General features: G+C 68.8%; 25 protein-coding genes and 1 pseudogene. 11 read left to right on the top strand and 15 right to left on the bottom strand.

Annotation, left to right across the window (positions count from 1 at the left end; all coding sequences use genetic code 11):
- Window positions 1-21 precede the first annotated feature (21 nt).
- Window positions 22-666 carry an LppM family (lipo)protein gene (locus AWC14_RS01590; protein ID WP_045382937.1) on the top strand — a complete coding sequence of 215 codons (645 nt, stop codon included), beginning with the start codon at window positions 22-24 and terminating at the stop codon, window positions 664-666.
- Here the strand turns inward: AWC14_RS01590 and AWC14_RS01585 are convergent.
- The gene (locus AWC14_RS01585; RefSeq protein ID WP_045382936.1) at window positions 663-1,559 is read right to left on the bottom strand and encodes a mycobacterial-type methylenetetrahydrofolate reductase; all 897 of its coding nucleotides are present in this window, start codon (window positions 1,557-1,559) and stop codon (window positions 663-665) included. The two genes, AWC14_RS01590 and AWC14_RS01585, sit on opposite strands and share 4 nt — an antisense overlap.
- A gap of 176 nt (window positions 1,560-1,735) precedes the next feature.
- On the opposite strand from AWC14_RS01585, the gene idsA2 reads away from it, so the two are divergent.
- Both idsA2 and AWC14_RS01575 read left to right on the top strand, forming a co-directional pair.
- The gene (idsA2, locus tag AWC14_RS01580) at window positions 1,736-2,815 is read left to right on the top strand and encodes a bifunctional (2E,6E)-farnesyl/geranyl diphosphate synthase (protein WP_045382935.1); all 1,080 of its coding nucleotides are present in this window, start codon (window positions 1,736-1,738) and stop codon (window positions 2,813-2,815) included.
- Between the two features lie 5 nt (window positions 2,816-2,820).
- Complete coding sequence (locus AWC14_RS01575) at window positions 2,821-4,338, top strand: alpha-(1->6)-mannopyranosyltransferase A (protein ID WP_045382934.1); 1,518 nt, start codon at window positions 2,821-2,823, stop codon at window positions 4,336-4,338.
- Here the strand turns inward: AWC14_RS01575 and AWC14_RS01570 are convergent.
- Window positions 4,325-4,729 carry an Rv2175c family DNA-binding protein gene (locus tag AWC14_RS01570; protein WP_045382933.1) on the bottom strand — a complete coding sequence of 135 codons (405 nt, stop codon included), beginning with the start codon at window positions 4,727-4,729 and terminating at the stop codon, window positions 4,325-4,327. The two genes, AWC14_RS01575 and AWC14_RS01570, sit on opposite strands and share 14 nt — an antisense overlap.
- Before the next feature lie 79 nt (window positions 4,730-4,808).
- On the opposite strand from AWC14_RS01570, the gene AWC14_RS01565 reads away from it, so the two are divergent.
- On the top strand, window positions 4,809-5,957 hold the full coding sequence (locus AWC14_RS01565) for a protein kinase domain-containing protein (RefSeq protein ID WP_193393843.1): 1,149 nt from the start codon (window positions 4,809-4,811) through the stop codon (window positions 5,955-5,957).
- A 6-nt stretch (window positions 5,958-5,963) separates the two neighbouring features.
- On the opposite strand, the gene AWC14_RS01560 is transcribed toward AWC14_RS01565, so the two are convergent.
- From AWC14_RS01560 to AWC14_RS01550, 3 genes are read right to left on the bottom strand one after another with little or no spacing between them, the layout of a single operon-like run.
- Entirely contained in the window at window positions 5,964-7,352 is a 1,389-nt protein-coding gene (locus AWC14_RS01560; RefSeq protein WP_045382930.1) for a class II 3-deoxy-7-phosphoheptulonate synthase, read from the bottom strand.
- A gap of 46 nt (window positions 7,353-7,398) precedes the next feature.
- Window positions 7,399-7,881 (bottom strand): polyadenylate-specific 3'-exoribonuclease AS, encoded by a 483-nt coding sequence (locus tag AWC14_RS01555; protein ID WP_045382928.1) that lies wholly within the window; start codon window positions 7,879-7,881, stop codon window positions 7,399-7,401.
- An 11-nt stretch (window positions 7,882-7,892) separates the two neighbouring features.
- Window positions 7,893-8,789: a hypothetical protein gene (locus AWC14_RS01550; RefSeq protein ID WP_045382926.1), complete on the bottom strand. Its 897-nt coding sequence runs from the start codon at window positions 8,787-8,789 to the stop codon at window positions 7,893-7,895.
- A 61-nt stretch (window positions 8,790-8,850) separates the two neighbouring features.
- On the opposite strand from AWC14_RS01550, the gene AWC14_RS01545 reads away from it, so the two are divergent.
- Complete coding sequence (locus AWC14_RS01545; RefSeq protein ID WP_045382925.1) at window positions 8,851-10,140, top strand: glycosyltransferase 87 family protein; 1,290 nt, start codon at window positions 8,851-8,853, stop codon at window positions 10,138-10,140.
- 10 nt (window positions 10,141-10,150) lie between these two features.
- Here the strand turns inward: AWC14_RS01545 and AWC14_RS01540 are convergent, their stop codons facing one another.
- The 5 genes from AWC14_RS01540 to AWC14_RS01520 all read right to left on the bottom strand — a co-directional run bounded on the left by AWC14_RS01540 (window position 10,151) and on the right by AWC14_RS01520 (window position 13,513).
- Window positions 10,151-10,882 (bottom strand): lysophospholipid acyltransferase family protein, encoded by a 732-nt coding sequence (locus tag AWC14_RS01540; RefSeq protein WP_045382924.1) that lies wholly within the window; start codon window positions 10,880-10,882, stop codon window positions 10,151-10,153.
- Between the two features lie 85 nt (window positions 10,883-10,967).
- Entirely contained in the window at window positions 10,968-11,351 is a 384-nt protein-coding gene (locus AWC14_RS01535) for a hypothetical protein (RefSeq protein ID WP_045382949.1), read from the bottom strand.
- Window positions 11,348-12,607 carry an ArsA family ATPase gene (locus tag AWC14_RS01530; protein WP_082632534.1) on the bottom strand — a complete coding sequence of 420 codons (1,260 nt, stop codon included), beginning with the start codon at window positions 12,605-12,607 and terminating at the stop codon, window positions 11,348-11,350. Before AWC14_RS01530 ends, AWC14_RS01535 begins: the two co-directional genes overlap by 4 nt.
- The gene (locus AWC14_RS01525; protein ID WP_045382923.1) at window positions 12,600-13,037 is read right to left on the bottom strand and encodes an SRPBCC family protein; all 438 of its coding nucleotides are present in this window, start codon (window positions 13,035-13,037) and stop codon (window positions 12,600-12,602) included. Before AWC14_RS01525 ends, AWC14_RS01530 begins: the two co-directional genes overlap by 8 nt.
- A gap of 86 nt (window positions 13,038-13,123) precedes the next feature.
- Window positions 13,124-13,513, bottom strand: coding sequence for a hypothetical protein (locus AWC14_RS01520; RefSeq protein WP_045382922.1), 390 nt, complete (start codon window positions 13,511-13,513; stop codon window positions 13,124-13,126).
- 117 nt (window positions 13,514-13,630) lie between these two features.
- On the opposite strand from AWC14_RS01520, the gene AWC14_RS01515 reads away from it, so the two are divergent.
- Window positions 13,631-15,427 carry an AMP-dependent synthetase/ligase gene (locus tag AWC14_RS01515; RefSeq protein WP_045382921.1) on the top strand — a complete coding sequence of 599 codons (1,797 nt, stop codon included), beginning with the start codon at window positions 13,631-13,633 and terminating at the stop codon, window positions 15,425-15,427.
- Here the strand turns inward: AWC14_RS01515 and pimB are convergent.
- From pimB to AWC14_RS01495, 4 genes are all read right to left on the bottom strand, one after another.
- Window positions 15,418-16,557: a GDP-mannose-dependent alpha-(1-6)-phosphatidylinositol monomannoside mannosyltransferase gene (gene pimB / locus AWC14_RS01510; protein ID WP_045382920.1), complete on the bottom strand. Its 1,140-nt coding sequence runs from the start codon at window positions 16,555-16,557 to the stop codon at window positions 15,418-15,420. The two genes, AWC14_RS01515 and pimB, sit on opposite strands and share 10 nt — an antisense overlap.
- 9 nt (window positions 16,558-16,566) lie before the next feature.
- Window positions 16,567-17,349, bottom strand: coding sequence for a hypothetical protein (locus AWC14_RS01505; RefSeq protein ID WP_045382919.1), 783 nt, complete (start codon window positions 17,347-17,349; stop codon window positions 16,567-16,569).
- 13 nt (window positions 17,350-17,362) lie between these two features.
- Window positions 17,363-18,505: a peptidoglycan hydrolase RipC gene (ripC, locus tag AWC14_RS01500; protein ID WP_081968262.1), complete on the bottom strand. Its 1,143-nt coding sequence runs from the start codon at window positions 18,503-18,505 to the stop codon at window positions 17,363-17,365.
- A 122-nt stretch (window positions 18,506-18,627) separates the two neighbouring features.
- Complete coding sequence (locus AWC14_RS01495; RefSeq protein ID WP_045382918.1) at window positions 18,628-18,867, bottom strand: hypothetical protein; 240 nt, start codon at window positions 18,865-18,867, stop codon at window positions 18,628-18,630.
- Between the two features lie 73 nt (window positions 18,868-18,940).
- Here AWC14_RS01495 and AWC14_RS01490 point away from each other — a divergent pair.
- Window positions 18,941-20,752 (top strand): annotated as a pseudogene (locus AWC14_RS01490) (DEDD exonuclease domain-containing protein); the annotation flags it as partial.
- Here AWC14_RS01490 and trpD read toward each other — a convergent pair.
- Window positions 20,690-21,751 carry an anthranilate phosphoribosyltransferase gene (gene trpD / locus AWC14_RS01485; RefSeq protein WP_158089859.1) on the bottom strand — a complete coding sequence of 354 codons (1,062 nt, stop codon included), beginning with the start codon at window positions 21,749-21,751 and terminating at the stop codon, window positions 20,690-20,692. The pseudogene AWC14_RS01490 and the gene trpD sit on opposite strands and share 63 nt — an antisense overlap.
- Before the next feature lie 76 nt (window positions 21,752-21,827).
- On the opposite strand from trpD, the gene ctaE reads away from it, so the two are divergent.
- The 4 genes from ctaE to qcrB are packed head-to-tail and all read left to right on the top strand — an operon-like array spanning window position 21,828 to window position 26,111.
- On the top strand, window positions 21,828-22,439 hold the full coding sequence (ctaE, locus tag AWC14_RS01480) for an aa3-type cytochrome oxidase subunit III (RefSeq protein ID WP_045382917.1): 612 nt from the start codon (window positions 21,828-21,830) through the stop codon (window positions 22,437-22,439).
- 23 nt (window positions 22,440-22,462) lie between these two features.
- Window positions 22,463-23,281 carry a cytochrome bc1 complex diheme cytochrome c subunit gene (gene qcrC / locus AWC14_RS01475; protein WP_142281505.1) on the top strand — a complete coding sequence of 273 codons (819 nt, stop codon included), beginning with the start codon at window positions 22,463-22,465 and terminating at the stop codon, window positions 23,279-23,281.
- Complete coding sequence (qcrA, locus tag AWC14_RS01470) at window positions 23,275-24,474, top strand: cytochrome bc1 complex Rieske iron-sulfur subunit (RefSeq protein WP_346223288.1); 1,200 nt, start codon at window positions 23,275-23,277, stop codon at window positions 24,472-24,474. Before qcrC ends, qcrA begins: the two co-directional genes overlap by 7 nt.
- Window positions 24,471-26,111 carry a cytochrome bc1 complex cytochrome b subunit gene (qcrB, locus tag AWC14_RS01465; RefSeq protein WP_045382914.1) on the top strand — a complete coding sequence of 547 codons (1,641 nt, stop codon included), beginning with the start codon at window positions 24,471-24,473 and terminating at the stop codon, window positions 26,109-26,111. The genes qcrA and qcrB overlap by 4 nt, the downstream gene beginning before the upstream one ends.
- Window positions 26,112-26,230: the final 119 nt, after the last annotated feature.

The raw sequence follows: 26,230 nt of genomic DNA, 5'->3' as shown, positions 1-26,230 counted from the left end.
CGACGCCTGCTCGCGGCGGCCATGTTGCTGTTGGTGGTGCCGATCGCCACCGGATGCCTGCGGGTCAAGGCGTCGCTGACCATCTCCCCCGACGACACGGTGTCCGGCGAGATCGTCGCCGCCGCCAAACCGCGCAACGACAAGGACGCCGGACCGCAGCTGGACCCCAATATCCCGTTCAGCCAGAAGGTGGCGATCTCGAAATACGACCGCGATGGCTACGTGGGATCGCAGGCCGTGTTCTCCGACTTGACCTTCGCCGAGGTACCGCAGCTGGCGAACATGAATCCCGACGCCCAGGGCGTGAACCTGACGCTGCGCCGAGCCGGCGACCTGGTGATCCTGGAGGGCCGCGCGGACCTGACGTCGCTGACCGATCCCGACGCCGACGTCGAGCTCAGCGTCGCCTTCCCCGGCGCGGTGACGTCGACCAACGGTGAGCGGGTGGACGCCGACATGGTGGCCTGGAAGCTCAAGCCGGGCGTGGTCAGCACGATGACGGCCCAGGCCCGCTACACCGATCCCAGCACCCGCTCATTCCGTGGCGCGGCCTTGTGGCTGGGCCTGGCGTCCCTGGCGGTCGCCGGGATAGTCGCCGGGTTGGCCTGGTATGCCCGCGACCGCTCCCCCCGCTTCGCCGAATCCGGCGACGAACCGCCCGACTAGGCCCGACTTCCCGGCGCCCAGTAATCCAGCAGCTCCGCGAAGGTCTCGAAGGCCGCCGCGCTAACGCCATAGGTGGCCTCGAGGTGGACGCTGAGCGGGTAGCCGAGGTCGGCGACACCGTCGATCACCCGCTTGTACAGGTCGAGCATCAGCTTGCGCCGCTCCGCCGGCTCGCTGCCGGCCAGCGTCTTGACGAACGCCTGCTCCTCGGCGACGGCGGCGTTGCCCGGGTCCTGGATGAGCCAATTGATGAACCCCACCCGATTCTCTACCTTCGGCACGAAGCCGAACGACAGCAGGATCTCGGGCCGGTGGTCGGTCTTCTTGGCGAAGTCGGCCAGAAATCGCACGATCGCGTCGGAGTACAGCAGCTGGGTCTGGGCGAACGTCGCGCCCTGCTCGCATTTGAAGTTGAAGCGACCGGCTTCGCCCTCCCGGGTCGGAATCAAGATCACGCCCCGGTTGGCCACCAGATCGCGATAGATCGACAGCGCGTCGGTCGGCGCCACCCCGGAGCCCTCACCGTCTTGCATGGTGCGCGGAACACCCACGAAGACAACGCCCTCGATCCCGGCGCCGACCAGATCGCGAAGCCGCGTCCGCAGCGTGGCCTCGTCCGAGAAAGCGGTGACCTGGCTGCACAATCCGTGCACCCCCGGCAATTCCGGTTTGATGATCGACCAGAAGTCCAGCACGTCCAGCTTCGGCTTCATCTCGACGGGCCGGTCGTCCTCCTCGGCGATCAGCCCCGGAATCATCACGTGCCCGATCCGCCCGCCCAGGCCGACATCCGCGGAGAACTGCAGCACCTTGCGGGCGTCGTCGAGAGCCTGCTGCGAACCGCGATCCACATTCGGCGGCACCAGCTCGAGCGCAATGGTGTTCAGAGTCACAAGGCTGCTCCTCATCGGATGGCTAGTTTTCCCGCCGCGGCAGGCCGACCGCCGGCGACTCGCCCTGCCGCGTCGTCGCAGACGCCGGGCGACCTGGCGCAGGTCATCACGACAGCATAGGCGCCGGGCGACATAGACTGTCGGCCCAGGGCGGCTCGAGAGAAAGGGGCGTCGCGCTGAGCGTCGAAGCAGCGGCAACCGTCGAGTTCGCCGACGCCATCACCGAACAGTTGCGGGCGTACCTGCGCGGTCGCCGCAATGGCGCCGCCCACATTGGACCCGAATACGACGTGCTGGTCGCTGCGCTGGAAGAGTTCGTGCTCGGCGGCGGCAAGCGGCTGCGCCCCGTTTTTGCGTACTGGGGTTGGCGCGCGGTGTCGTCCGACGACCCGGATGCCCAAGTGCTGCTGCTGTTTTCCGCGCTCGAGTTGTTGCACGCCTCGGCGCTGGTGCACGACGACGTGATCGACGAGTCGGCCACCCGCCGCGGCCGGCCCACCACGCACGTGAAATTCACCGCGCTGCACCGGGACCGGCAGTGGCAGGGCTCGTCGGAGCGATTCGGGATGTCAGCGGCCATCCTGCTCGGCGATTTGGCGCTGGCCTGGGCCGACGACATTGTCGCCGCAATCGAGTTGCCCGACGATGCGCGCCGCCGCGTTCGGCAGGTCTGGGCCGACATCCGCACCGAGTTGCTGGGCGGTCAATACCTGGACATCGTCGGCGAGGCCAGCGCCGCCGAGTCGATTGCCTCGGCGATGACCGTCAACACCTACAAGACAGCCTCGTACACGGTGTCGCGGCCGCTGCAGCTTGGCGCCGCGGCTGCCGCGGACCGCCCCGACGTGCACGCCCTTTTCCATGAGGTCGGCACCGACCTCGGGCTGGCGTTTCAGCTGCGCGACGATGTGCTGGGCGTGTTCGGCGATCCGGCGGTGACCGGCAAGCCCTCCGGCGACGACTTGCGGTCCGGCAAGCGCACCGTACTGCTGGGCACCGCAATCGAAATGGCCGACAAGTCAGATCCGTTGGCGGCCAACCTATTACGATCATCGATCGGTACCGATCTGACCGAACCGCAGGTGCGCGACGTGCGCGCGGTGATCGAAGGGGTGGGTGCACTGGCCGCGGTGGAAGAGCAGATCGACACGCTGACCGGACGCGCGTTGGCCGCGTTGGCCGCCGCACCCATCAACGCGCCGGCCAAAGCAGGGCTGTCCGAGCTGGCCAGGCTGACCGCGAATCGATCCGCCTGATCGCGATGTCCACTCCCACAGCTACTCCCGTTGCCACGCAACATTTTTCGCGACTTCGCGAGTTCGCTACCTCTGCCGAGGCCCGGCCGGCACTTCTGGGTGGCGGCGGCGCCGTGCTCATCACCGCGGGCGGGCTCGGCGCGGGCAGCACCAAGCCGCACGATCCGCTGCTGGAGTCGCTGCACCTGTCCTGGTTGCGCTTCGGCCACGGCCTGGTGCTGTCCTCGGTCCTGCTGTGGCTGGGTGTCGCGCTGATGTTGATCGCCTGGCTTCGGCTGGGGCGGCGGGTAATCGCGGGCGAGGCAACCGAATACACGATGGTGGCCACCACCGGCTTCTGGCTGGCGCCGCTGCTGCTGTCAGTGCCGGTTTTCAGCCGGGACACCTATTCCTATCTGGCCCAGGGCGCGCTGCTGCGCGACGGCTTCGACCCGTATGCGGTCGGCCCGGTGGACAACCCGAATCCGTTGTTGGACAACGTCAGTCCCATCTGGACGATCACCACCGCCCCCTACGGACCGGCGTTCATCCTGATCGCCAAGCTGGTCACGATGGCGGTCGGCAATCATGTGATTGCAGGGACCATGGTGCTGCGCCTGTGCATGCTGCCCGGGCTGGCGCTGTTGATCTGGGCCACCCCGCGAATAGCCCGCCATCTGGGCGCCGACGCGCCGACCGCGCTGTGGATCTGCGTGCTCAACCCGCTGGTGATCATCCACCTGATGGGTGGTGTGCACAACGAGATGCTGATGGTGGGTCTGATGACAGCGGGCATCGCGCTGACCCTGGAGCGCCACCACGTCGCGGGAATCACGCTGGTCGCCGTCGCTGTGGCGGTCAAAGCCACCGCCGGGATCGCATTGCCGTTCCTGGTCTGGGTGTGGATGCGTGATCTCGGCGACCGCCGGGGATACCGGCCGCTGCGCGCCTTCTCGGCGGCCACCGCGACGTCGGTGCTGATCTTCGTGGCGGTCTTCGCGGTGTTGTCGGCCGTGGCGCGAGTCGGCCTGGGCTGGCTGACCGCGCTGGCCGGCTCGGTGAAGATCATCAACTGGCTGACCGTGCCGACGGCCGTGGCGAACCTGGTCCACGCGATCGGCGGGTTGTTCTTCGGTGTCAACTTCTACGCGGTGCTGCAGGTCACCCGGGCCGCCGGGATCGTGATCATCGCGGTCGCGTTGCCGCTGCTGTGGTGGCGATTCCGGCACAACGACCGCGAGGCGCTCACCGGGATCGCGTGGGCGATGCTGATCGTGGTGTTGTTCGTGCCCGCCGCGCTGCCGTGGTATTACACCTGGCCGCTGGCGGTGGTGGCCCCGCTCGCACAGTCGCGGCGGGCGCTCGCGGCGATCGCCGGGTTTTCCACGTGGGTCATGGTCATCTTCAAACCCGATGGGGCCCATGGCATGTACTCGTGGATCCACGTCATCATCGCCACCGGCTGCGCAGTGATCGCGTGGTACACGCTGTACCGGGCACCGGAACCCCGCGTCGACGAGGCCGAAAGTCTCAGTAAGCCATAGCTTGTGCCCGGCGCAGCACTTCGCGCGCCTGATGGGCATGCAACGCGTCCACCGGACGCGCATTGCGGATGGCGTCACGGGTGCCGTCGCGGGTGATGGTCAGCGACGGGTCGGGGGTGAACAACCAGCGCACGATCTCGGTGTCGCGATAACCGCCGTCGTGCAACACCATTAGCAGCCCGGGCAGGCTCTTGACCACCTGACCGGATTCGGTGAAGAAGACCCGCGGCACCACCACGTCGCCGGCGCGGCGCACCGCCACCAGATGGCCCTCCCGCAGCTGCTGATGCACCTTGGTCACCGGCACACCCAAAAGCTTGGCGACGTCGGACAGGTCGTAGGTGGGTTCGTTGGGGTCCAGAACGTCGTCGCCGGCCGGAATGCTGCTCATCGCGCCCAGTGTAGAGCCGATTCCGGCGCGCTGAGTACAGGTTTCGGACTGAATTCGCAGCGGCGCCTACGATGAGCCCGTGACGGATCCCTTGGTCGGCGCGCTGCTCGACGGGCGCTACCGCGTTGCGGCCAAGATCGCCACTGGCGGCACTTCGACGGTGTACCGCGGCGTCGACGAACGGCTGGACCGACCGGTCGCGCTGAAGGTGATGGACGCGCGCTACGCCGGCGACGAGCAATTCCTGACCCGGTTTCGGCTGGAGGCCCGCAGCGTGGCCCGGCTCAAGGATCCCGGGCTGGTCGCGGTCTACGACCAGGGCCTCGACGCGCGCCACCCGTTCCTGGTGATGGAGCTGATCGAGGGCGGCACCCTGCGCGAGCTGCTCGCCGAACGCGGCCCGATGCCGCCGCATGCCGTAGCCGCGGTGCTCCGCCCGGTGCTGGGCGCGCTGGCCGTCGCGCATCGAGCCGGGCTGGTACACCGTGACGTCAAACCCGAGAACGTGTTGATCTCCGACGACGGCGAGGTCAAAATCGCCGACTTCGGATTGGTCCGCGCCGTCGCGACGGCCGGAATCACTTCGGCCAGCGTCATTCTCGGCACCGCCGCCTACCTCTCGCCGGAGCAGGTCCGCGACGGCAAAGCCACCCCCCGCAGTGACGTGTACGCGCTGGGAATCGTGACCTACGAGCTGCTGACCGGGCACACCCCGTTCAACGGTGACTCCGCGTTGTCGGTCGCCTATCAACGGCTTGACACCGACGTGCCGCCGCCTAGCGCGCGAATCGCTGGTGTGCCAACACAATTCGATGACTTCGTGGGGCGGGCCACGGCGCGCGATCCCGCGCGACGATACGCCGATGCACTCGAGATGAGCACCGCGCTGGACGGGCTTGCCGACGAGCTGGACCTGCCCGAGTTCCGGGTGCCCGCACCCCGCAACTCGGCCCAGCACCGCTCACAGGCGGTGTACCGCAGCCGGACCGACCAGCCGACCGAGCAGGTGCGCCAACCGACCCGCCAACTCCCCCGCGACTGGTCGGATGAACCCGAATATTCCGAAACGCCAAGGCTATTCGCGGGCATCGAGATCAGCGAGTTCATCTGGGCCCGACAACACGCCCAGCGCATGGTGCTGATCTGGATAGCGGTGGTGCTGGCGATCACCGGGATGGTCGCCGTCGCCGCGTGGACGATCGGCAGCAACCTCGCGGGACTTCTCTAAGCGCCGCTAGTCGCGCAGCATCTCGGCGACCAGGAACGCCAACTCCAGCGACTGCTGGGTGTTGAGCCGCGGGTCGCACGCCGTCTCGTAGCGGCCCGCCAAGTCGGTGTCCGAAATGTCTTGCGCGCCACCGAGACACTCGGTGACGTTCTCGCCGGTGATCTCCACGTGGATGCCGCCCGGGTAGGTGCCCAGCGCGCGGTGCACCTCGAAGAAGCCCTGCACCTCGTCGACGATGCGGTCGAAGTGGCGCGTCTTGTATCCGGTGGACGACTCGTGGGTGTTGCCGTGCATGGGGTCGCACTGCCAGATCACCTGGTGGCCGGTGGCCTGCACCTTCTCGATGATCGGCGGCAACAGGTCGCGCACCTTGTTGTTGCCCAGCCTGCTCACCAGGGTCAGCCGGCCCGGCTTGTTGTGCGGGTCGAGCCGCTCCACGTATTCGACCGCGAGCTCGGGAGTGGTGGTCGGGCCGATCTTGACGCCGATCGGGTTGGAGATCACCTCCGCGAACGCGATGTGCGCACCGTCGAGTTGCCGGGTGCGGTCGCCGATCCACAGGTAATGCGCCGACAGGTCGTAGAGCTGCGGCTCGCCGTCGTCGGCGTTGGACAACCGCAGCATGGCCCGCTCGTAGTCGAGCACCAGCGCCTCGTGGCTGGCGTAGATCTCGGCGGTCTGCAGGTTGCGGTCCTCCACCCCGCAGGCGCTCATGAACCGCAAGCCGCGATCGATCTCCGCGGCCAGTGCTTCGTAGCGCGCCCCCGCCGGCGACGTCCGGACGAACTCCCGGTTCCAGTCCTGCACCAGGTGCAGCGACGCCAGCCCCGACGACGTCAGCGCGCGCACCAAATTCATCGCCGCGCTGGCGTTGGCGTAGGCACGCACCAGCCGCGACGGATCGTGCTCGCGGGCCGCAGCGTCGGGAGCGAACCCGTTGACCATGTCGCCGCGGTAGGACCGCAGCCCCAGCGCGTCGATGTCCGACGAACGGGGCTTGGCGTACTGGCCCGCGATGCGGGCCACCTTCACCACCGGCAGGCTGGCGCCGTAGGTCAGCACCACCGCCATTTGCAGCAGCGCGCGAATGTTGGCGCGGATGTGCGGCTCGGTGTTGTCGACGAACGTCTCCGCGCAGTCGCCGCCTTGCAACAGGAACGCCTCACCTCGTGCGACCTGGGCCAGCAGCTCCTGCAGCTGCACGATCTCCGATGCCACCGTCACCGGCGGGACGCTCTCCAAGACCGTGCGCATCGCCTTGGCCTGATCGGCCGGCCAGCTGGGCTGTTGCGCCGCGGGCTTGGCCAGCGCCACGTCGAGCTGGGCCCGCAGATCGGCCGGCAGCGGCGGCAGCGCGGGCAGCTGGTCGATCGGTACGTCGACGGTCCAGTTCACCCGTATATCGTAACCGGCCGCAGCGGCCTCTTGAGCAGGACGAACGCTATCCTGCGTTAGTGATCAGCCGGAACCGCCGCAGTTGATCGCGTGCGTCGACCAGGGCGTCGTGCACATCCGGCGGGCGGCGCGGCATCCGCGGGCGTCCGCGGTCCTCCCACAGCTGGCGCAGCTCCCGGGTGAAGCGGGGAATCGCGGCGGGCAGCTCGGTCATCGGGCCCCACAGCTGACATAACGCGACATGGTCGTAGGCGCCGACCCAGGCCCACAGCTCGATCGGCTCGTCGCCGCCGACACCCAGAAAGCTCTCCAGGTCCGAGCGGATCCGGGCGCGAGGCCGCCACAGCGGCGACGCGGGAGGCGGCAGCTTGGGCAGCACATGGGTACGCACCCAGCTTCCGGCGCGCTGCGGGTCGAATTCGGTGGACACGGCGTAGTACTCGCGGCCGTCCTCGGCCGCCACCCCGATGGAGATCAGGTCGATGGTGCGGCCGTCCTCGATGAATTCCGTGTCGTAGAAGTACCGCACGACGCGGAAGCCTAGCCGCGGCCGCCGGGCACCAGGACGCGCAGCGGGCCCGTCGGCGGCGGCGCGGCATGGACCTCGAGGTCCAGCGCCGCATCCACGGTGCGCTCGTCGGGAACGCGCGGCGTACCGGCAATGGTGCTCTGCACCCACAGCTTGGCGCGTATCACCGGCCGGCGCAGCTGGCGTTCTCGCTGCACCGCCCGTCGCATCTTGTCCTGCTGATTGGTATAGCGCCACCGGGCCCACGGCGCGTGCGGACGCGACAGCCGGATCGCGCCGATGACCAGCAGCACCACGAAGAACATGCCGATCAGACCGGTCCACACCTTGCCCTTGAGCAGCACGACGATCGCCAGCGGCGGCGTCAGCACCAGCCCCAGGATCACCGCGGCGTGCAGCAGCGGCGAGTGGGTGTCCTGCCAGAAGGACAGGAAGAACATCAGCGGGTGCAGACCCAGCACCAGCAGCCCGCCGACCGCGACCGCGGCGAACACCGCGTCCACCGAAGTCCGCCCGTCCTCCTCCCAGTACACGTCGGACAGGTGCAGGATCAGCGCGTACTCGTCGAGCACCAGCGCTGCGCCGATACCGAAAAAGATTGCCGCCGTGGTCAATTCAGCTTGATTGCCCTCCAGAGCCAACGTCACCAGGGACACCCCGGAGAGCATCACCAGGACCACCCCGATGACCACGTGGTGGATGTGCATCGACCCGATGTGGATGTTGCGCGGCTCCCACCATCGCGGCGGGGTGGCGCGGTCGGCGCGATGACGGATGTAGCGCACGAACGTGCGCGTCACAAAAAACGTCAGGATGAACGCGACCAGGCAGCACAGCAACGGCAATCGTCCGCGGTCGATGATGTCATGCCGCAACCAGTCAAGCACCTTAAAAAAGTACGCCCACATCGCACGTATCGCCCGTTGCAATACCGCGTGGCGCCAAGGTCACCGATAGGCTGTCTGCGACATGAGTAGACGGCAGTCGCCCGACGTGGGCAGTGTGCGCGGGCGAGTCGCCGTCAGGCAGGCCGCCGTGTGGGTGTTGCTGCTGGTGGTCGCCGCGGCGGTGTTCGGCTACGCGGCCTGGCAGCTGATCTGGCACGCGCAGTACCGCATCGACATCGACGTGTACCGGATGGGCGGTCAAGCCTGGCTGGACGGCCGACCGCTGTACGCCGGCGACACCAAGTTCCACACGCCCATCGGCCTGGACCTGCCGTTCACCTATCCCCCGCTGGCGGCCATCGCGTTCTGCCCGTTCGCCTGGTTGGGGCTGCCAGCGGCCAGCGTGGCGATCACGCTGACGACGCTGGCGCTGCTGATCACCTCGATGATGATCGTGCTGACCCGCCTCGATGTGTGGGACAGCTCGCGTGTGGTGCCCGGCCCGGCCTGGCTGCGACGGTGTTGGCTGGCCGTGGTCATCGTGGCGGCGGCCGCGATCTGGCTGGAGCCGATCAGGTCGAACTTCGCGTTCGGGCAGATCAACGTCGTGCTGATGACGCTGGTGCTCGCCGATTGCCTGCCGCGTCGCACCCCGTGGCCGCGCGGGCTGATGCTGGGTCTGGGCATCGCGCTGAAACTCACGCCGGCGGTCTTCCTGCTGTACTTCCTGCTGCGCCGCGACGGCCGTGCCGCGCTGACCGCGCTGGCGTCGTTCCTGGTGGCGACCCTGGTCGCGTTTGCCCTGGCCTGGCGCGACTCGTGGGAGTACTGGACGGACACCGTGCGCAAGACCGACCGTATCGGCGCCGCTTCGCTGAACACCAATCAGAATGTCGCGGGCGCGCTGGCCCGGCTGGGGCTCGGCGAGCACGAACGCTTCCCGCTGTGGGTGGCCGCGTGCCTGCTCGTGTTGGCGTTGACGGTCTGGGCTGCGCGGCGCGTGCTCGCAGCCAACGAACCGACTCTGGCCGTGATCTGTATTGCCCTGTTCGGGTTGGTGGTGTCGCCGGTGTCGTGGTCGCACCACTGGGTGTGGATGCTGCCTGCGGTGTCGGTGACCGGTGTGCTGGCGTGGCGGCGCCGCAGCCCCGCGCTGGGCGTGGTCGGCGCTGCGGGGGTGGCGGTGATGGTGTGGACGCCGATCGACCTGATGCCCAAACACCACGAGACGACGGCGGCCGGCTGGCGCCAACTCGTCGGGGCGTCCTACGTGTGGTGGGCGCTGGCGACCATCGTCGCCGCCGGAGTCGCCGTCACGGCGCGCACCGCGCCGCGGGAATTCGCCGCGCCCGAACCTGCACCGGTCGGCTGATGCCGCGGGTCTAGCCGGCGGCCGTCTCCGGGATGCGGGCCGGCGCTTCGTTCGCCGGTGCCGATCCGTTGCAGCGGTCCTTGACGGTGGCGGCGTAAATGTCGACGTACTCCTGGCCCGAAAGGCGCATCAGCTCGTAGATCACCTCGTCGGTGACGGCCCGCTCGATGAAGCGGTTGCCGGCCAGTCCCTCGAACCGGGAGAACTCCATCGGCTTGCCGAACCGGACGGTGACCCGGCCGAACCGCCACATCTTGCTGCCGGGCGGGTTGACCTTGTCGGTGCCGATCATCGCTACCGGGATGACCGGGACGCCGGTGTGCAGCGCCAGCCGGGCCAGCCCGGTCTTGCCCTTGTACAGCCGCCCGTCGGGTGAGCGGGTGCCCTCGGGGTACATGCCGAGCAGCTTGCCCTCTTTGAGCAGTCGCTCGGCGGTGCGCAGTGCCGCGTCCGCGGTGTCGGCGTCGGTGCGGTCGATCGGAACCTGGCCGGTAGTGCTGTAGAACCAGCGCAGGAACCATCCCTTCAGGCCGGTCCCGGTGAAGTATTCCGCCTTGGCCAAAAAGGTGATGCGGCGTCGCACCACCAGCGGCAGGTAGAAGCTGTCGGCGACCGCCAGGTGGTTACTGGCCAGGATTGCCGGCCCGGATTGCGGGATGTTTTCCAGTCCTTCGACTTTCGGGCGTCCCAACAGCGCGAGCAGCGGGCCCATGAAGATGTACTTGAAAAGCCAGTACCACATGGCCCCTCCCTCTCACCCGCGCCGGATAGTACTGCGCCAACTGTACCGATCGAGTGTCGATGCGACCACAGCACGCGACGCTCGGCTACTCCTCGACGGTGATCGTGATTGGCTCGTAGCGACTCTTCGCGGCCGTCTCGGGCGCGGGCTCCGCAGTGTCACCGCCGCCGGGCGGGCCCTCCGGCGGCGACGGTGGCACCGATCCGTCGACCTCGGCGATGATCGCGCGGATGATCGCCAGCAGTGCGACGCTGTGGTCGGCGATAACGGTCAGCAGCGGATGGTGTTCGCCGGTGACCAGCGCCGCCAGCGCACAGACCGGACACCACACCTGTTGGCATTTGCCGGTTTCCGGACCGCCGCCCGACGCGCGCACCGCCGCCGCGCGCACCGCGGGGTCGATTCCGTCCAGGATGGTCTGCGCCAGTTTCCGCAATTCCGGACCGATGTCGGGGTGCACGCCACTCACGCCGGCCACACCTCCGGATTGGGTCGAAAACGCACCGTCAGCTCACTACCTCGAAGATGAGCGTCCAGCACCGTGCACCGCCGCAGTACGGACGCCAACCGAACTCGGCGCCGCATGCCGCCGGCGCTGATGATCAGGTCGTCGTCGACTCGGCCCAGGCTGAGCGCGCCGGAATCGACTTGCGGCAACTCTAGCCGTAATCGGTACACCGACTGCAGTCCTGAGCCCGATTCGAGATCCACGAGTGGACGCAACGGCCCCGGCGGCGCCGATCCGTCGCGCCGACGGGCGCTGTCGAGCAGTTCGGCCAGCGCCTTGGGGCCGATCGGCTCGCCCGCCAGATGCGGGGTCAGCACCAGCGCGACGTCGCCGATCGTGGCCTCTAGTTCGTCCAGCACGGCACGCTGCTCACCGATGCGCTCGGCATACCAGTCGAAGGCCGGATGCTCCGGCAGGTTGCGGTATTCATATGAATCGTCTTGCAGCAAAATCTGATTGACGATCAACTCCTCGACGCGAACACCCATCAGCGCCAGCGAGCCCAGCGTGCGGACCGCCTCCGCGGCCACCACCCGCTCCGCGGTCAGTACCAGGTGCGCGCCGACCAGCGCCGGGTCGGTGAGCAGTGCCGAGAGCCGTTCGACGCTGGCGCTGATGCGCTCAAGCAGTTCCACCACCGCCGCCGAGCGGTCGTCGGCGGCACCGGACAGTCTGCGATGGCGCGGCCAGGCGCGCTCCACGTAGAGCGCGAACGTGGCCGGCAGCGTGAGCATCCGCAGCGCGTCGGCGGTGGATGCGCAGTCGACGACGACGTGATCCCACCTGCCGGACGCGGCCAGCTCGCCGACCTCGTGCAGCCCGAGAACTTCCTGGATGCCGGGCAATGCCGAGAGCTCTTCGGGCGCAACGCTATCCAGCTCCGACTCGGGAAACCGCCCGCCCAGCGCGTCGACGACGTCACGCCAGCGCGCCTCCAGCAGCGCCAGGGTGTCCAGCGCCAGCGCGTCCAGGAAACCACCGCCGGTCTCCACGTCATCGGCAAGTACCCGGACCGGGTCGCGCCGACCGGTCGGCGGAACTGCCACGCCCAGCACGTCACCCAGCGAATGCGCCTGGTCGGTGGACACCACGAGCACCCGCCGGCCGGCGCGCGCGTCGGCGACGGCCGTGGCGGCCGCCAGGGTGGACTTTCCTACCCCGCCCTTGCCGACGAAGAGACTGATCCGGGCCAGGACGGGTGTTGCCGACTCACTCAGCCTCGACTCGTTTCTTCAGATCCTTCAACGCGGTGTCGGTCAGCCTGCGCTCGGCCTTGCGCTTGAGCAACCCGATCATCGGAATAGCCAGGTCGACCGTGAGCTCGTACGTCACGTCGGTGCCAGACCCCTTGGGCGACAACAAGTATGCCCCCTCAAGGGAACGCAGTATAGAGCTGGAGACCAGTGACCAGCGTACCGAGCCGCGGTCTTTCGGCCAGTCGTAGGAGAACACCAGGGTGTCTTTGAGCACCGTGGTGTCGAGCACCATGCGCGCGACTTTCGGGTAGCCGTCGGCGTCGGCCTCGAGGACCTCGGCCTCCTTGTACTCCGAGACCCACTCCGGATAGGAGCCGATGTCGGCGATCACGCTCATCACGGTGCTGGGGTCGGCGTCGATGTAGATCGTCTGTGCCGTCTTCTCCGCCACCTGGCTGCTTCCCTCTCCCCCGCAAGCGGGTGCTCCCCCAGTGTCTGTCGCAGAAACGGTACTCCCCGCGTCGGCCCGAGCGGGGGTCAAGCCACGGGCGCGACCCCGACGGGACGCGACCGCTCCAGCGTCGCCTTCACTGCGAACGCCATATTCTTGCCCGCAACCCGGCGGCGGTGGGTCATTCGGGCGAGGTTCATCCGGGCCAGCTGCCAGGCCGCCGCACCGGAGGGCTCGGCGTGCAGGAAGTAGTGCAGCAGGACCCCGTCCAGCACCGGTTCGAGCCAGATCTCCATCGTGCCGGTGAGCGGGCCGGTCACCGTCCAGCGGATGCCCTTCTCGGCGCGGTCCTCGACAACGTTGAGCCGCAGATCGGGCCACCAGCGCCGCCAGCTGGCCCGGTCGGCAACCGCCGCCCCGACCTGTGCTGCGTCGGCGGCGACGAACGTCTCGTCCGCGACTTGAATGCTGTGCACGGCGTTAGCTTCACATATCGTCGCGCCGACGCATTACCGCGGTCGGCAAGTGAACGGCGTCACGTCCGGACTAGGCTGGAGCGCACTCAGCCGCCTACATCAAGCGAGGTCACAAGAGTGCGAGAAATCAGTGTTCCCGCCCCGTTCACCGTGGGCGAGCGCGACAACGTCGTCGCCGCGGTATTCGAGCATGAGCGCGACGACCCCGACTTCGTGATCTTCCAACGCCTGGTCGACGGCGCCTGGACCGACGTCACCTGCGCCGAGGCGGCTGCTCAAATCCGTTCGGCCGCAGCGGGATTGATCGCGGAGGGTGTGCAGGCCGGCGATCGGGTGGCGATCTTCTCGGCCACCCGCTACGAGTGGGCGATCCTCGACTTCGCGATCCTGGCGGTCGGGGCGGTCACCGTGCCGATCTACGAGACGTCGTCGGCCGAGCAGGTGCGCTGGGTGTTGCAGGACTCGGGGGCGGTGCTGGTGTTGGCCGAAACCGACGCCCACGCGAAGATCGTCACCGAGCTCACGGGCGAGTTGCCGGCGCTGCGGCGGGTGATGCACATCGACGGCTCGGGTCCCAAGGCAGTCGACCAGCTCGCCGAGGCCGGCGCTTCTGTGGACCCGGCCGAGCTGACCGGGAGGCTCGAGGCGTTGCGGGCCGAGGGCCCGGCCACGCTGATCTACACCTCCGGCACCACCGGCCGGCCCAAGGGCTGTCAGCTCACCCATTCCAACCTGGTCTACGAGATCCGCGGCGCCAAGGAGTCGCTGCCGACGCTGCTGGGCGAAAACGAGCGGATGCTGGTGTTTTTGCCGCTGGCGCACGTGCTGGCCCGGGCGATCACCCTGGCCGCGTTCACCAACAAGGTCACCGTCGGTTTCACCAGCGACATCAAGAATCTGGTGCCGATGTTCTCGGTGTTCAAGCCGACGATTGTGGTGTCGGTGCCGCGGGTGTTCGAGAAGGTGTACAACACCGCCGCGCAGAACGCCGAAAACGACGGCAAGGGCCGGATTTTCCAGATGGCCGCCCAGACCGCGGTCGACTGGAGCGAAGCCCAGGATCGTGGCGGTCCCGACCTGGTGCTGCGCGCCAAGCATGCGCTGTTCGACCGGCTGGTGTACCACAAGCTGCGCGCGGCGCTGGGCGGCAACTGCCGCGCCTCCATCTCGGGCGGCGGGCCGCTGGGCGCCCGGCTGGGTCACTTCTACCGCGGCGTCGGCCTGACCATCCACGAGGGCTACGGCCTGACCGAGACCAGCGCGGCCATCACGGTCAACCGGGTGGGCGACCTGAAGATCGGCACCGTCGGGAAGTTGTTGCCCGGCAACAGCATGCGGATCGCCGACGACGGGGAACTGCTGGTGCGCGGCGGAGTGGTGTTCCGGGAGTACTGGCACAACGAGCAGGCCACCGCCGAGGCGATGGCCGATGGCTGGTTCAAGACCGGTGACCTCGGCGCCATCGACGACGACGGGTTCTTGACGATCACCGGCCGCAAGAAGGAGATCATTGTCACCGCGGGCGGCAAGAACGTGGCGCCCGCCGTGCTGGAGGACCAGTTGCGGGCGCACCCGCTGATCAGCCAGGCCATGGTGGTCGGGGACGCCAAGCCGTTCATCGGGGCGCTGATCACCATCGACCCCGAAGCGTTCGAGGGCTGGAAGCAGCGCAACAGCAAGTCGTCGGGCAGCTCGGTGGGCGACATGGCCACCGACCCCGACCTGGTCGCCGAGGTGGACGCCGCCGTCAAACAGGCCAATCAGTCTGTCTCCCACGCGGAATCGATCCGCAAGTTCCGCATCTTGCCCGTCGACTTCACCGAGGACACCGGCGAGCTGACGCCGACGATGAAGGTCAAGCGCAAGGTGGTGGCCGAAAAGTTCGCCACCGACATCGAGGCGATCTACGCCTGACGAAGCAGCTCGGCCAGCCGCGCGGCCAAGCTGTCCCAGCGCCACTGCGCCGTCGCCCAGGCCCGGCCGGCGGCGCCCATCGCCGCGGCGCGGTCGGGGTCGGCCAGCAGCTCGGTGACGGCGTCGGCGACCTGCTGCTCCGAACGCCCGTCGACCACGAGTCCAGTTTCGTTGTGCCGCACCGTTTCCGGTGCCCCACCCGAGCATCCGGCGATCACCGGCACCCCGGTGGCCGAGGCCTCCAGAAACACGATGCCCAGCCCCTCGACGTCCAGCCCGGCGCCGCGGGTGCGGCACGGCATCGCGAACACGTCGGCCATCGCGTGGTGGGCGGGCAGCTCGGCTGCGGGCACCCCGCCGGTGAACGTCACGTGGTCGCTGACGCCGTAGCGCTGCGCCAGCTGGCGTAACGACGCCAGGTAGGGGCCGCCGCCGGCGATTACCAGCGCGGCGCCGTCCACCCGCCGCCGGATCGCCGGCAGCGCGCGGATCAGCATGTCCTGACCCTTGCGCGGCACCAGCCGCGACAGGCACACCACGGTGGGCCGCTGCCCCAGCCGGTAGCGGGCGCGCAGTTCGGCGCGGCCGGCCGCATCCGGCCGGAACCGGTCGGTGTCCACGCCGGGCGGCAGATATTCCAGCGCGGCCGCGGGACCGAAAGCCGGGGCGAAGCGGGCCCGGGTGTAACGGCTGACGAAGGTGACGACGTCGGTGTCCTCGCCGATGCGGCGCAGCACCGACCGTGCCACCGGCAGCATCGACCAGCCCACTTCATGGCCGTGGGTGCTGGCCAGCACCCGGCTCGCCCCGGCCCGGCGGGCGCGGCGGGCCAGCAACGCCAGCGGCGCGGCCGCCCCGAACCAGACGGTGTCGATGCCGTGCTCGGCGATCAACCGGCGCATCCGCGCGTCTACGGCGGGCCCGGGCAGCATCAGCGTGCCGGGGTGACGCACCACCCGGTAGCCGGCTGCGCGGGCGTCGAATGCGTCGGCGCCCTTCCACTGCGGCGCATACACCGTCACGGCATGCGACCCGGTCGCGGCCACCCGGGTGACCAGCTCCTGCAGGTAGGACTGGATGCCGCCGGGCCGAGGGGGAAAGTCATTGGTAACCAGCAGGACCCGGGACACCGGGATAGGCTAGCCGGTCGGCGAAAGCCAGCGCTGCCAGCTGGCGAGCAGGCCGGCCGGGTCGGTGCCGAGCACGTCGTGCGCGGCGGCGCGCAGGTCGGCGTGCCCGGCTCCGCACGCGGCAACGTAGAAGGCGCGCAGCGTCGCCGTCCCGTAGCTGTCGGCGACGAAGCGGGCGAACGACCAGGCCCGGTCGTAGGCCAGCGAGCGCGCCGGCCCGGGTGTGTCCAGGTCGGCGTCCGACGGCAAAGCCGTCGGCAACGCGCCAGGCACGGCGGCAGGTGGGCGGGCCACGAAATCGGCCACGCCCTCGGTCAGCCAGCGGGGCGCGTCCAGCGCCGTGTCGGCCCGGGCCGCATAGTGGAAAAGCTCGTGGCGCAACACAACTCGCAGCGCCGCGTCAGTCATGGCGGCCGCGCCGGGGGCGAACACGATGCGCTGACCGACCGCGACCCGCCGGCCCGGATCCACCCGATCGGCGACTGCCACCGCCGCGATATCGGACCACTGCGGGGCCGGTCCGCCGCCGGCCTGGGCCTCGAACTGGCGCTGCGAGCCGGTGGCCACCACCACGATCTCGCGCGGCCAGTCGGCGCCCCAGAACGCCTGCACCGCATCGACAGCGGCCGGCATCTCCGCCGAGACGCGACCCAGCAGCGGCTCGGCGCCCGAACCACCGAGGTTGACCGCCCGAACCACGTGTCGGGCCGCGACGGGCGGCGGCGAGGCCGACGGATGAACCAACAGCGCCGCGGCGAGGATCAGCTCGGCGACAAGGGTGCCCGCCAGCAGCCGGCGGCGGAACTCAGTAACGGCGGGCGTTGTAGATCGGGCCGGACGAGGTCATCGGCACCACCCGTACCGGCTGACCGTAGGTAGAGGAATGCACCATCAGCCCGTCGCCGACGTAGATGCCGGCGTGTGAGGCGTCGGAATAGAAGGTCAGCACGTCACCGGGCTGCAGGTCCGACAGCGCCACCGGCTGCCCGCCGTGCGCGAGCGCCTGGCTGGAGTGCGGCAGCGGGATGCCGGCCTGCTGGAATGCCCACATCACCAGCCCGGAGCAGTCGAAGCCGCCCGGCGCGGCACCGCCCCAGGCGTAGGGCTGGCCGACCTGGGTCAAGGCGGCCTGAACGGCGATGGCGCCCTGGCCGCTACCACCGGCGCCGCCCGGCAACGCCTCCGGCGCGGCACCGTCGGGGCCACCGCCCGGGTGCAGTGCTTCGGGTGCGGGCGGGGGCGCGGCCGCGGCCAGCGCGACGGCCGGCGGAGGCGGCACCGGCCCCGGGTCGGCCAGCGCCGTGCGCTGTCCCGGTGTCAGCGACTGATACTGCGACTTGACGACGGCGATCTGCAGCTGCAACTTGCTCTGCTTGGCCTGCAGACCGGCGCGCACCGCCGCGGCTTGCTCGGCTGCGGTCTTGGCGTCGGCGGCCGATTTCGCCGACGCCTGCTCGGCTTTGGCGGCCTGCTCGCCGGCGGCCTGGTAACTGGCCATCTGCGCGGACATCTCGCTGGCTATCACTCGCTGCACGGCGAGCTTGCCGATCAGGTTCTGCGGCGACTCGGCGGTCAGGATCGCGTCCATGCCGTCGGTGCGGCCGCCCATGTACATCGCTGCAGCAAATTTGTTGACCGAGGACTGGAAGGTTGCCAACCGCGACTTCGTGGCGTCCACGGCGGCTTGGTCGTCGGTGTGCTTCTTTTCGGCGGCACGCTGCACGGCCAGCTTCTCGTTGAGATCGAGCTGGGCGCTGTGCATGGCCTCGGTGGTCTGCTCGGCTTGGCGGGACAGCTCGTTGAGCTTTGCCACGGCATCTTCAGCCGGGTCGGCCAGCACAGTGGTGGCGGTGATGCCCGAGAAACCAACGAGCCCCGCTATCGCGGCGACAGCAAACCGCTTGAGGGCACGTCCAGTCCAGCCTCCATCGCGTAGCCCCGACCCCAAGATTTCGTGTCCTTACCCGTCGACAAAACCGTCACATCTGCTTTAGGTCTCAGACAGGTTACGAAACGGTATAGGCAATGTCCAACAGCGGAACATTAAGAAATCAGCAAGACTTCCGGCCGTCAGGCCATCCCGGGGCGGTGGCGGTGGATCGGCACCAGCCTAAGCCGGGGCGCCATCCCGGCATCGGCGAGCACCTCCAGCGCGGCGCGCTCGTCGTCCAGCAAAGTTTCCGGTACCCCGAGTAGCACGCTGACGACGCAGTCGCGGCACCCCGGCCCGCGTACCGCGCAATCGTCGCAGTCGATGGTCACCGATCCGGTGGGCCCGCCGGGGTCATCTGGCCTGGTCGTTTGCGCCATCTGGCTGTCCTTTCGGTCTCATGGCTGATCTGAGCGCAGGCTAACCGCCGCCACCGACAAGTCCCGGACCTCGATGTCGGTATGCGTGCATAACGTCTCCGCCATGGGTGTGCCCGCCCCCGAGCAGCTGAGCTTCGCCGAGGTGGAGCGGGCCGCCGAGCTGCCGCTGCGGGAAACCACCTTCGTGGTCGTCGACCTGGAAACCACCGGCGGCGCCGCCACCGACGCCATCACCGAGATCGGCGCGGTCAAGGTCCGCGGCGGCGAGGTACTGGGCGAGTTCGCCACGCTGGTCGACCCGCAGCGGGACATCCCGCCGCAGATCGTGCGACTCACCGGCATCACCACCGCGATGGTCTGCGACGCGCCGACCATCGGCGCGGTGCTGCCGGCGTTTCTCGAGTTCTCCCGCGGCGCGGTGCTGGTGGCCCACAACGCCCGCTTCGACGTCGGGTTCCTGCGAGCAGCCGCCGAGCGGTGCGGGATCCCGTGGTCGCGGCCGCAGGTGCTGTGCACGGTCCGGCTGGCCCGTCGGGTGCTCAGTCGCGAAGAAGCGCCCAGCGTGCGGCTCGCTGCGTTGGCGCGGCTGTTCGCGATCGCCAACCAGCCGACCCACCGCGCCCTTGACGACGCCCGCGCCACCGTCGAGGTGTTGCACGCGCTGATCGAGCGGGTGGGCAACCAGGGCGTGCACACCTACACCGACCTGCGCTCGTATCTGCCCGGCGTCACCGATGCCCAGCGCCGCAAACGGGTGCTGGCCCAGCGGCTACCGCACCGGCCGGGTGTCTACCTGTTCCGCGGACCGACGGGTGAGGTGCTCTACGTCGGCACCGCAATCGACTTGCGCCGCAGGGTATTTCAGTACTTCAACGGCGCCGACCCGCGAGGCCGCACTAAGGAGATGGTCGCGCTGGCCGAGACCGTCGACCACATCGAATGCGCCCACGCGTTGGAAGCCGGGGTGCGCGAGCTGCGGCTGCTGGCCGCGCACGCCCCGCCCTACAACCGGCGGTCCCGGTTCCCGCACCGCTGGTGGTGGATTGTGTTGAGCGACGAGGCATTTCCGCGATACTCGGTGGTACGCACCCCGCGGCACGACCAGGCGATCGGCCCGTTTCGCTCCCGCGCCGACGCCGCCGACACCGCCGCCCTATTGGCCCGCTTCACCGGGGTGCGCACCTGCACCACCCGGCTGGCGCGATCGGCGCTCCACGGCCCGGCCTGCCCGGTCCGGGAAGTGTCGCCGTGCCCGGCCGGCCGCGACCTCACCGCCCAGCAGTACGCCCCGACCGTGCAGCACGCCGCCGCACTGATCGACGGCCGCGACAACGCCGCGCTGGCCGCCGCCGTCGCACAGATCACCGCCCTGGCCGAGCGGCGCCGCTACGAGACCGCGGCGCGGCTGCGCGACCACACCATGACCGCCGTCGAGGTGCTCTGGCGCGGCCAGCGCCTGCGGGCGCTGGCCGCGCTCCCCGAGCTGGTGGCCGCCGCACCCGGGCGCGGCGGCTGGCAGCTCGCCGTCGTCCGCTACGGGCAGCTCGCCGCGGCCAGCACCGCCGCCCGCGGCGTGCCGCCGATGCCGGTCGTGGACGCCCTGCGGGCCGGTGGGCAGGTGGTGCTGCCGCGCCCCGCCCCCCTGGGCGGGGCGCTGGTCGAGGAGACCGCGCTGATCGCACGCTGGCTGGACGCGCCCGGTGTGCGGATCGTCAGCGTCGACGGCGACACCGGCTGGTGTTCGCCGCTGCATGCGGCGGGCCGATGGGCGGCGTGGGCGGCGGCGGCCCGCTCGGCGCGGGCCGCCGCCGCCCAGGCCGAGTCAGAGCTGCTGACCGAACCGCACCCATCGCGCGAGCAGCTGTTCGGCCGCACCGGAATCGATCGCGTCGGTCGCGCGGCGCAGCCCGTCCTCCCACGCCGGCAACCACTCGGCGCGGCTGGATAGCCCGGCATGGGCCACGATCGCGCCGGCGGCGTTGAGCACGACGGCGTCGCGCACCGGGCCCTTGGCGCCGGACAGCACGGCCCGCGCCTCCGCGGCGTTGGCGTCCGCGTCGCCGCCCAACAAATCGCCGAGATCGGCGCGGGCGAACCCGAACCCGGCAGGATCGAACGTCAGCTTGTCGACCGTGCCGGCCTGCACCCGCCAGATGGTGCTGGTCGTGGTGGTGGTCAGCTCGTCGAGCCCGTCGTCGCCGTGCACCACCAGCACGCTGGAGCGCCGCGCCGCGAAGACCGTCGCCATCACCTCGGCAAGGTCTGCGAACGCGCAGCCGATCAGCCCGGCCCGCGGCTGGCCCGGATTGGTCAGCGGCCCAAGCAAATTGAAGACCGTCGGGACGCCGAGCTCGCGCCGCACCGCCGACGCGTGCCGGTACGAGGGGTGAAACGCCGGAGCGAAGCAGAACCCGATCCCGAGCTCGGCGACGCTACGGGCCACCTCGTCGGGCCCCAGGTCGATAGGCACCCCGAGCGCCTCCAGCGTGTCGGCGCCGCCGGCCAGCGACGAGGCCGCGCGGTTGCCGTGTTTGACCACCGGCACCCCCGCGGCCGCGACCACGATCGCGGCCATCGTGGACAGGTTGACCGTGGACACGCCGTCGCCGCCGGTGCCGACCACGTCGACGGTGTCGGCGCCGATCTCGTCGGTGGGCAGCCGGCGCGCGTGCTGCAGCATCACCTCGGCGAGCTCGCCGACCTCGGCAGCAGTGGGGATCTTCATCGTCAGCGCCACCGCGAACGCGGCGATCTGGGAGGGCGCCGCGGCGCCGGTCATGATCTGCTCCATCGCCCAGGCGGCCTGCCCGCGGGCCAGGTTCTGGCCCGCAGTCAGGCCTCCCAGCACCCGCGGCCAGGACAACCCGGAAGGTGAAGCCGCCACGCGCCGATGGTCGCATATGCGCCGATTGCCGCCCCCGGGTGGAGTTCGACAACTACAAAGCGTCATACTTGCGGATGTGACGAGTGCTGTAGGGACCTCGGGTACTGCCATCACGTCGCGCGTGCATTCGCTGAACCGACCGAACATGGTCAGTGTCGGCACCATTGTGTGGCTTTCCAGCGAGCTCATGTTCTTTGCTGGCTTGTTCGCGATGTACTTCACGGCGCGCGCTCAGGCCGGCGGCGACTGGCCGCCCGAGCCGACGCACCTCAACCTGTATCAGGCCGTCCCGGTCACGCTGGTGCTGATCGCTTCGTCGTTCACCTGCCAGATGGGCGTGTTCGCGGCCGAGAAAGGCGACGTATTCGGCCTGCGCCGTTGGTATGTCGTCACGTTCCTGATGGGGTTGTTCTTCGTGCTCGGGCAGGGCTACGAGTACTACCACCTGACCGGGCACGGCACCACGATCCCGGGCAGCGCCTACGGCAGCGTCTTCTACCTGGCCACCGGCTTCCACGGGCTGCACGTCATCGGCGGCTTGATCGCTTTCATCTTTTTGCTGGCCCGCACCACGATGAGCAAGTTCACCCCCGCCCAAGCGACCGCGTCGATCGTCGTCTCCTACTACTGGCACTTCGTCGACATCGTCTGGATCGCGCTGTTCGCCACGATCTATTTCATCCGTTGACACGTAAGGACAGGAGCGTTCGGTTGAAGACTTCTGCGTCATCACGCGCGAAACGTCGGCTGCGCCGCCGGCTGTCCGCCGGACTGCTGCTGTTGGTGGCGCTGGCGGTTGCCGGCGGGCTGGCCGCGGTGTTGACGCCGACCCCGCAGAAGGCCGTCGCCGACGAGTCGTCCTCGGCGTTGCTGCGCACCGGCAAGCAACTGTTCGAGACCTCCTGCGTCACCTGTCACGGCGCCAACCTGCAGGGCGTGCCTGACCGCGGCCCGAGCCTGATCGGCGTCGGCGAGGCGGCCGTGTACTTCCAGGTCTCCACCGGGCGGATGCCCGCCGTGCGCGGCGAGGCGCAGGCGGCCCGCAAGGACCCGATTTTCGACGCCGGGCAGATCGACGCGCTCGGCGCCTACGTGCAGGCCAACGGCGGCGGCCCGACCGTGGTGCGTAACCCGGACGGGAGCATCGCCCAAAAGTCGCTGCGCGGAGACGATTTGGGCCGCGGCGGCGACCTGTTCCGGCTCAACTGCGCGTCGTGCCACAACTTCACCGGCAAGGGCGGCGCGCTGTCGTCGGGCAAGTACGCACCCGACCTGGAGCCGGCCACCGAACAGCAGATCCTCACCGCGATGCTGACCGGGCCGCAGAACATGCCGAAGTTCTCTGACCGTCAGCTGTCCTTCGACGCCAAGAAGGACATCATCGCCTACGTGAAGACCGTGAGCGAAGAGCGGCAGCCGGGCGGCTACGGCCTGGGTGGTTTTGGACCGGCCCCCGAGGGCATGGCGATGTGGATCATCGGGATGGTTGCCGTCATCGGCGCAGCACTGTGGATTGGGGCGCGATCGTGACCAACGCGAAGGGCACCGACACACCCGGTCAGAAAGGCGTGCCGGGCGAACCCAGCGAGGCGGAACTGAACGCAATGTCGCGGGAGGAGCTCGTCGAGCTCGGCGGCCGGCTCGACGGCGTCGAAACCGTATATAAGGAATCGCGCTGGCCGGTCGCCGGCACCAGGGCCGAAAAGCGCGCCGACCGCCAGGTGGCCCGCTGGCTGCTGCTGGGCGGCTTTTTCGGGTTGGCGCTGCTGCTGGTGTTTTTGTTCTGGCCCTGGGAATACAAGCCCAAGGAGGCCGAAGGCAGCTTCCTCTACACGCTGGCCACTCCCCTCTACGGGCTGACCTTCGGGTTGTCGATCCTGTCGATCGCCGTCGGCGCGGTGCTGTTCCAGAAAAAGTTCATCCCCGAAGAGATTTCGATCCAGGAACGCCACGACGGCGACTCGCCGGAGATTCACCGCAAGACCGTGGTGGCCAACCTGACCGATGCGTTCGAGGGCTCGACGTTGCGGCGCCGCAAGCTGATTGGCGCGTCGCTGGGTATCGGGCTGGGCGCGTTCGGCCTCGGCACACTGGTGGCCTTTGCCGGTGGTCTGATCAAGAACCCGTGGAAACCGGTGGTGCAGACCGCCGAGGGTAAGAAAGCCGTGCTGTGGACCTCGGACTGGACGCCGCGCTATCACGGCGAAACGATCTATCTGGCCCGCGCCACTGGTGAGCACGTCGGTGCGCCGTTCGTCCGGATGCGCCCGGAGGACATCGACGCGGGCGGCATGGAAACCGTGTTTCCTTGGCGGGAATCCGACGGCGACGGCACTACCCCCGAGTCGCACGAACGGCTGAACGAGATCAAGATGGGCGTCCGCAACCCCGTGATGCTCATCCGCATCAAACCGGGCGACATGCCTCGGGTGATCAAACGCAAGGGCCAGGAAAGCTTCAACTTCGGCGAGTTCTTCGCCTACACCAAGGTCTGCTCGCACTTGGGTTGTCCCTCATCGCTGTACGAGCAGCAGTCCTACCGCATCCTGTGCCCGTGCCACCAGTCGCAGTTCGACGCGCTGCACTACGCCAAGCCGATCTTCGGTCCCGCGGCGCGCGCGCTGGCGCAGCTGCCCATCACGATTGACAGCGACGGATATCTGGTCGCCAACGGCGACTTCATCGAGCCTGTCGGACCGGCATTCTGGGAGCGCACCTCATGAGTCCGAAAATTGATGTTGGCAATTTGCTCGCCCGCCAGGCGCAGGACATCGACACCCGGTATCACCCGGCAGCGGCGGTACGCCGCCAGCTGAACAAGGTCTTCCCCACGCACTGGTCGTTTTTGCTCGGCGAGATCGCCTTGTACAGCTTCATCGTGCTGCTGATCACCGGGGTGTACCTGACGCTGTTCTTCGATCCTTCGATGACTGAGGTGACCTATCACGGCGTGTACCAGCCGCTGCGGGGGGTGCAGATGTCGCGGGCCTACGAATCGGCGCTCGACATCAGCTTCGAGGTGCGCGGCGGGCTGTTCGTGCGCCAGATCCACCACTGGGCGGCATTGATGTTTTCCGCCGCGATCATGGTGCACCTGGCGCGCATCTTCTTCACCGGCGCGTTCCGCCGGCCGCGCGAAGCCAACTGGGTCATCGGGTCACTGCTGCTGATCCTGTCCATGTTCGAGGGGTACTTCGGTTATTCGCTGCCCGACGACCTGCTGTCCGGAATCGGGCTGCGGGCCGCGCTGTCGTCGATCACGTTGGGGATTCCGGTGATCGGCACGTGGCTGCACTGGGCGCTGATGGGTGGCGACTTCCCTGGCAACATCCTGATCCCCCGGCTGTACGCGCTGCACATCCTGCTGATCCCCGGCATCATTTTGGCGCTGATCGGCATTCACCTGGCGCTGGTGTGGTTCCAGAAGCACACCCAGTTCCCCGGTCCGGGCCGCACCGAGCGCAACGTCGTCGGGGTGCGCGTGATGCCGGTGTTCGCCGTCAAGTCCGGCGCCTTCTTCGCGCTGACCACCGCCATCCTCGGTCTGATGGGCGGCCTGCTGCAGATCAACCCGATCTGGAACCTGGGACCCTACAAGCCATCTCAGGTTTCGGCGGGTTCACAGCCGGACTTCTACATGATGTGGACCGAGGGCCTGGCCCGCATCTGGCCGGCGTGGGAGTTCTACTTCTGGCACCACACCATCCCCGGCGCCGTCGGCGTCGCGCTGATCATGGGCCTGGTTTTCGTGCTGCTGACCATCTACCCCTTCGTGGAGAAGCGGCTGACCGGCGACTACGCGCACCACAACCTGCTGCAGCGGCCGCGTGACGTTCCGGTGCGCACCTCGATCGGCGCGATGGCGATCGCGTTCTACATGGTGCTGACGCTGTCCGCGATGAACGACATCATTGCCTACAAGTTCCACATTTCGCTCAACGCGACGACGTGGATCGGCCGCATCTCGGCGGTGGTGCTGCCGCCGCTCATCTACTTCGTCACCTACCGGTGGTGCATCGGGTTGCAGCGCAGCGACCGCGCGGTGCTCGAGCACGGAATCGAAACCGGGATCATCAAGCGGCTGCCGCACGGTGCCTACATCGAACTGCACCAGCCGCTGGGCCCGGTCGACGAGCACGGTCACCCGATACCGCTGGACTACCAGGGGGCCCCGGTGCCGAACAAGATGAACAAGCTCGGCTCGGCCGGCTCGCCCGGCTCGGGCAGCTTGCTGTTCGCCGACCCGCCGTCGGAGGACGCTTCGCTTCGCGAAGCGGCGCACGCCGGTGAGCAGCGTGCCCTCACCGCGCTGCGGGAACACCAGGACAGCTCCAACGGTTCGGTCAACGGCGAACACTAGGACGCCGCTGATGTAATGGGCTCTGGTGGGTCGGCGTCGATGGCGTGCGGATTCTGGCCCCTGAGGGCGTCTGAAATTTGGCCTTTTGGATGGAGTCGGCGGTGGGTCAGGCGATCGCC

Source organism: Mycobacterium kyorinense (assembly GCF_002101735.1).
GTDB classification, from domain to species: Bacteria; Actinomycetota; Actinomycetes; order Mycobacteriales; family Mycobacteriaceae; genus Mycobacterium; species Mycobacterium kyorinense.
This window is presented reverse-complemented; position numbering and strand designations above follow the sequence as displayed.

What these genes read in the sequence shown, in the direction of transcription:
- AWC14_RS01590 (WP_045382937.1), top strand. Translation starts at nt 22, where the DNA reads ATGTTGCTGTTGGTGGTGCCGATCGCCACCGGATGCCTGCGGGTCAAG.
- AWC14_RS01575 (WP_045382934.1), top strand. Translation starts at nt 2,821, where the DNA reads ATGTCCACTCCCACAGCTACTCCCGTTGCCACGCAACATTTTTCGCGA.
- AWC14_RS01570 (WP_045382933.1), bottom strand. Translation starts at nt 4,729, where the DNA reads ATGAGCAGCATTCCGGCCGGCGACGACGTTCTGGACCCCAACGAACCC.
- AWC14_RS01550 (WP_045382926.1), bottom strand. Translation starts at nt 8,789, where the DNA reads ATGTGGGCGTACTTTTTTAAGGTGCTTGACTGGTTGCGGCATGACATC.
- AWC14_RS01545 (WP_045382925.1), top strand. Translation starts at nt 8,851, where the DNA reads ATGAGTAGACGGCAGTCGCCCGACGTGGGCAGTGTGCGCGGGCGAGTC.
- AWC14_RS01540 (WP_045382924.1), bottom strand. Translation starts at nt 10,882, where the DNA reads ATGTGGTACTGGCTTTTCAAGTACATCTTCATGGGCCCGCTGCTCGCG.
- AWC14_RS01495 (WP_045382918.1), bottom strand. Translation starts at nt 18,867, where the DNA reads ATGGCGCAAACGACCAGGCCAGATGACCCCGGCGGGCCCACCGGATCG.
- qcrB (WP_045382914.1), top strand. Translation starts at nt 24,471, where the DNA reads ATGAGTCCGAAAATTGATGTTGGCAATTTGCTCGCCCGCCAGGCGCAG.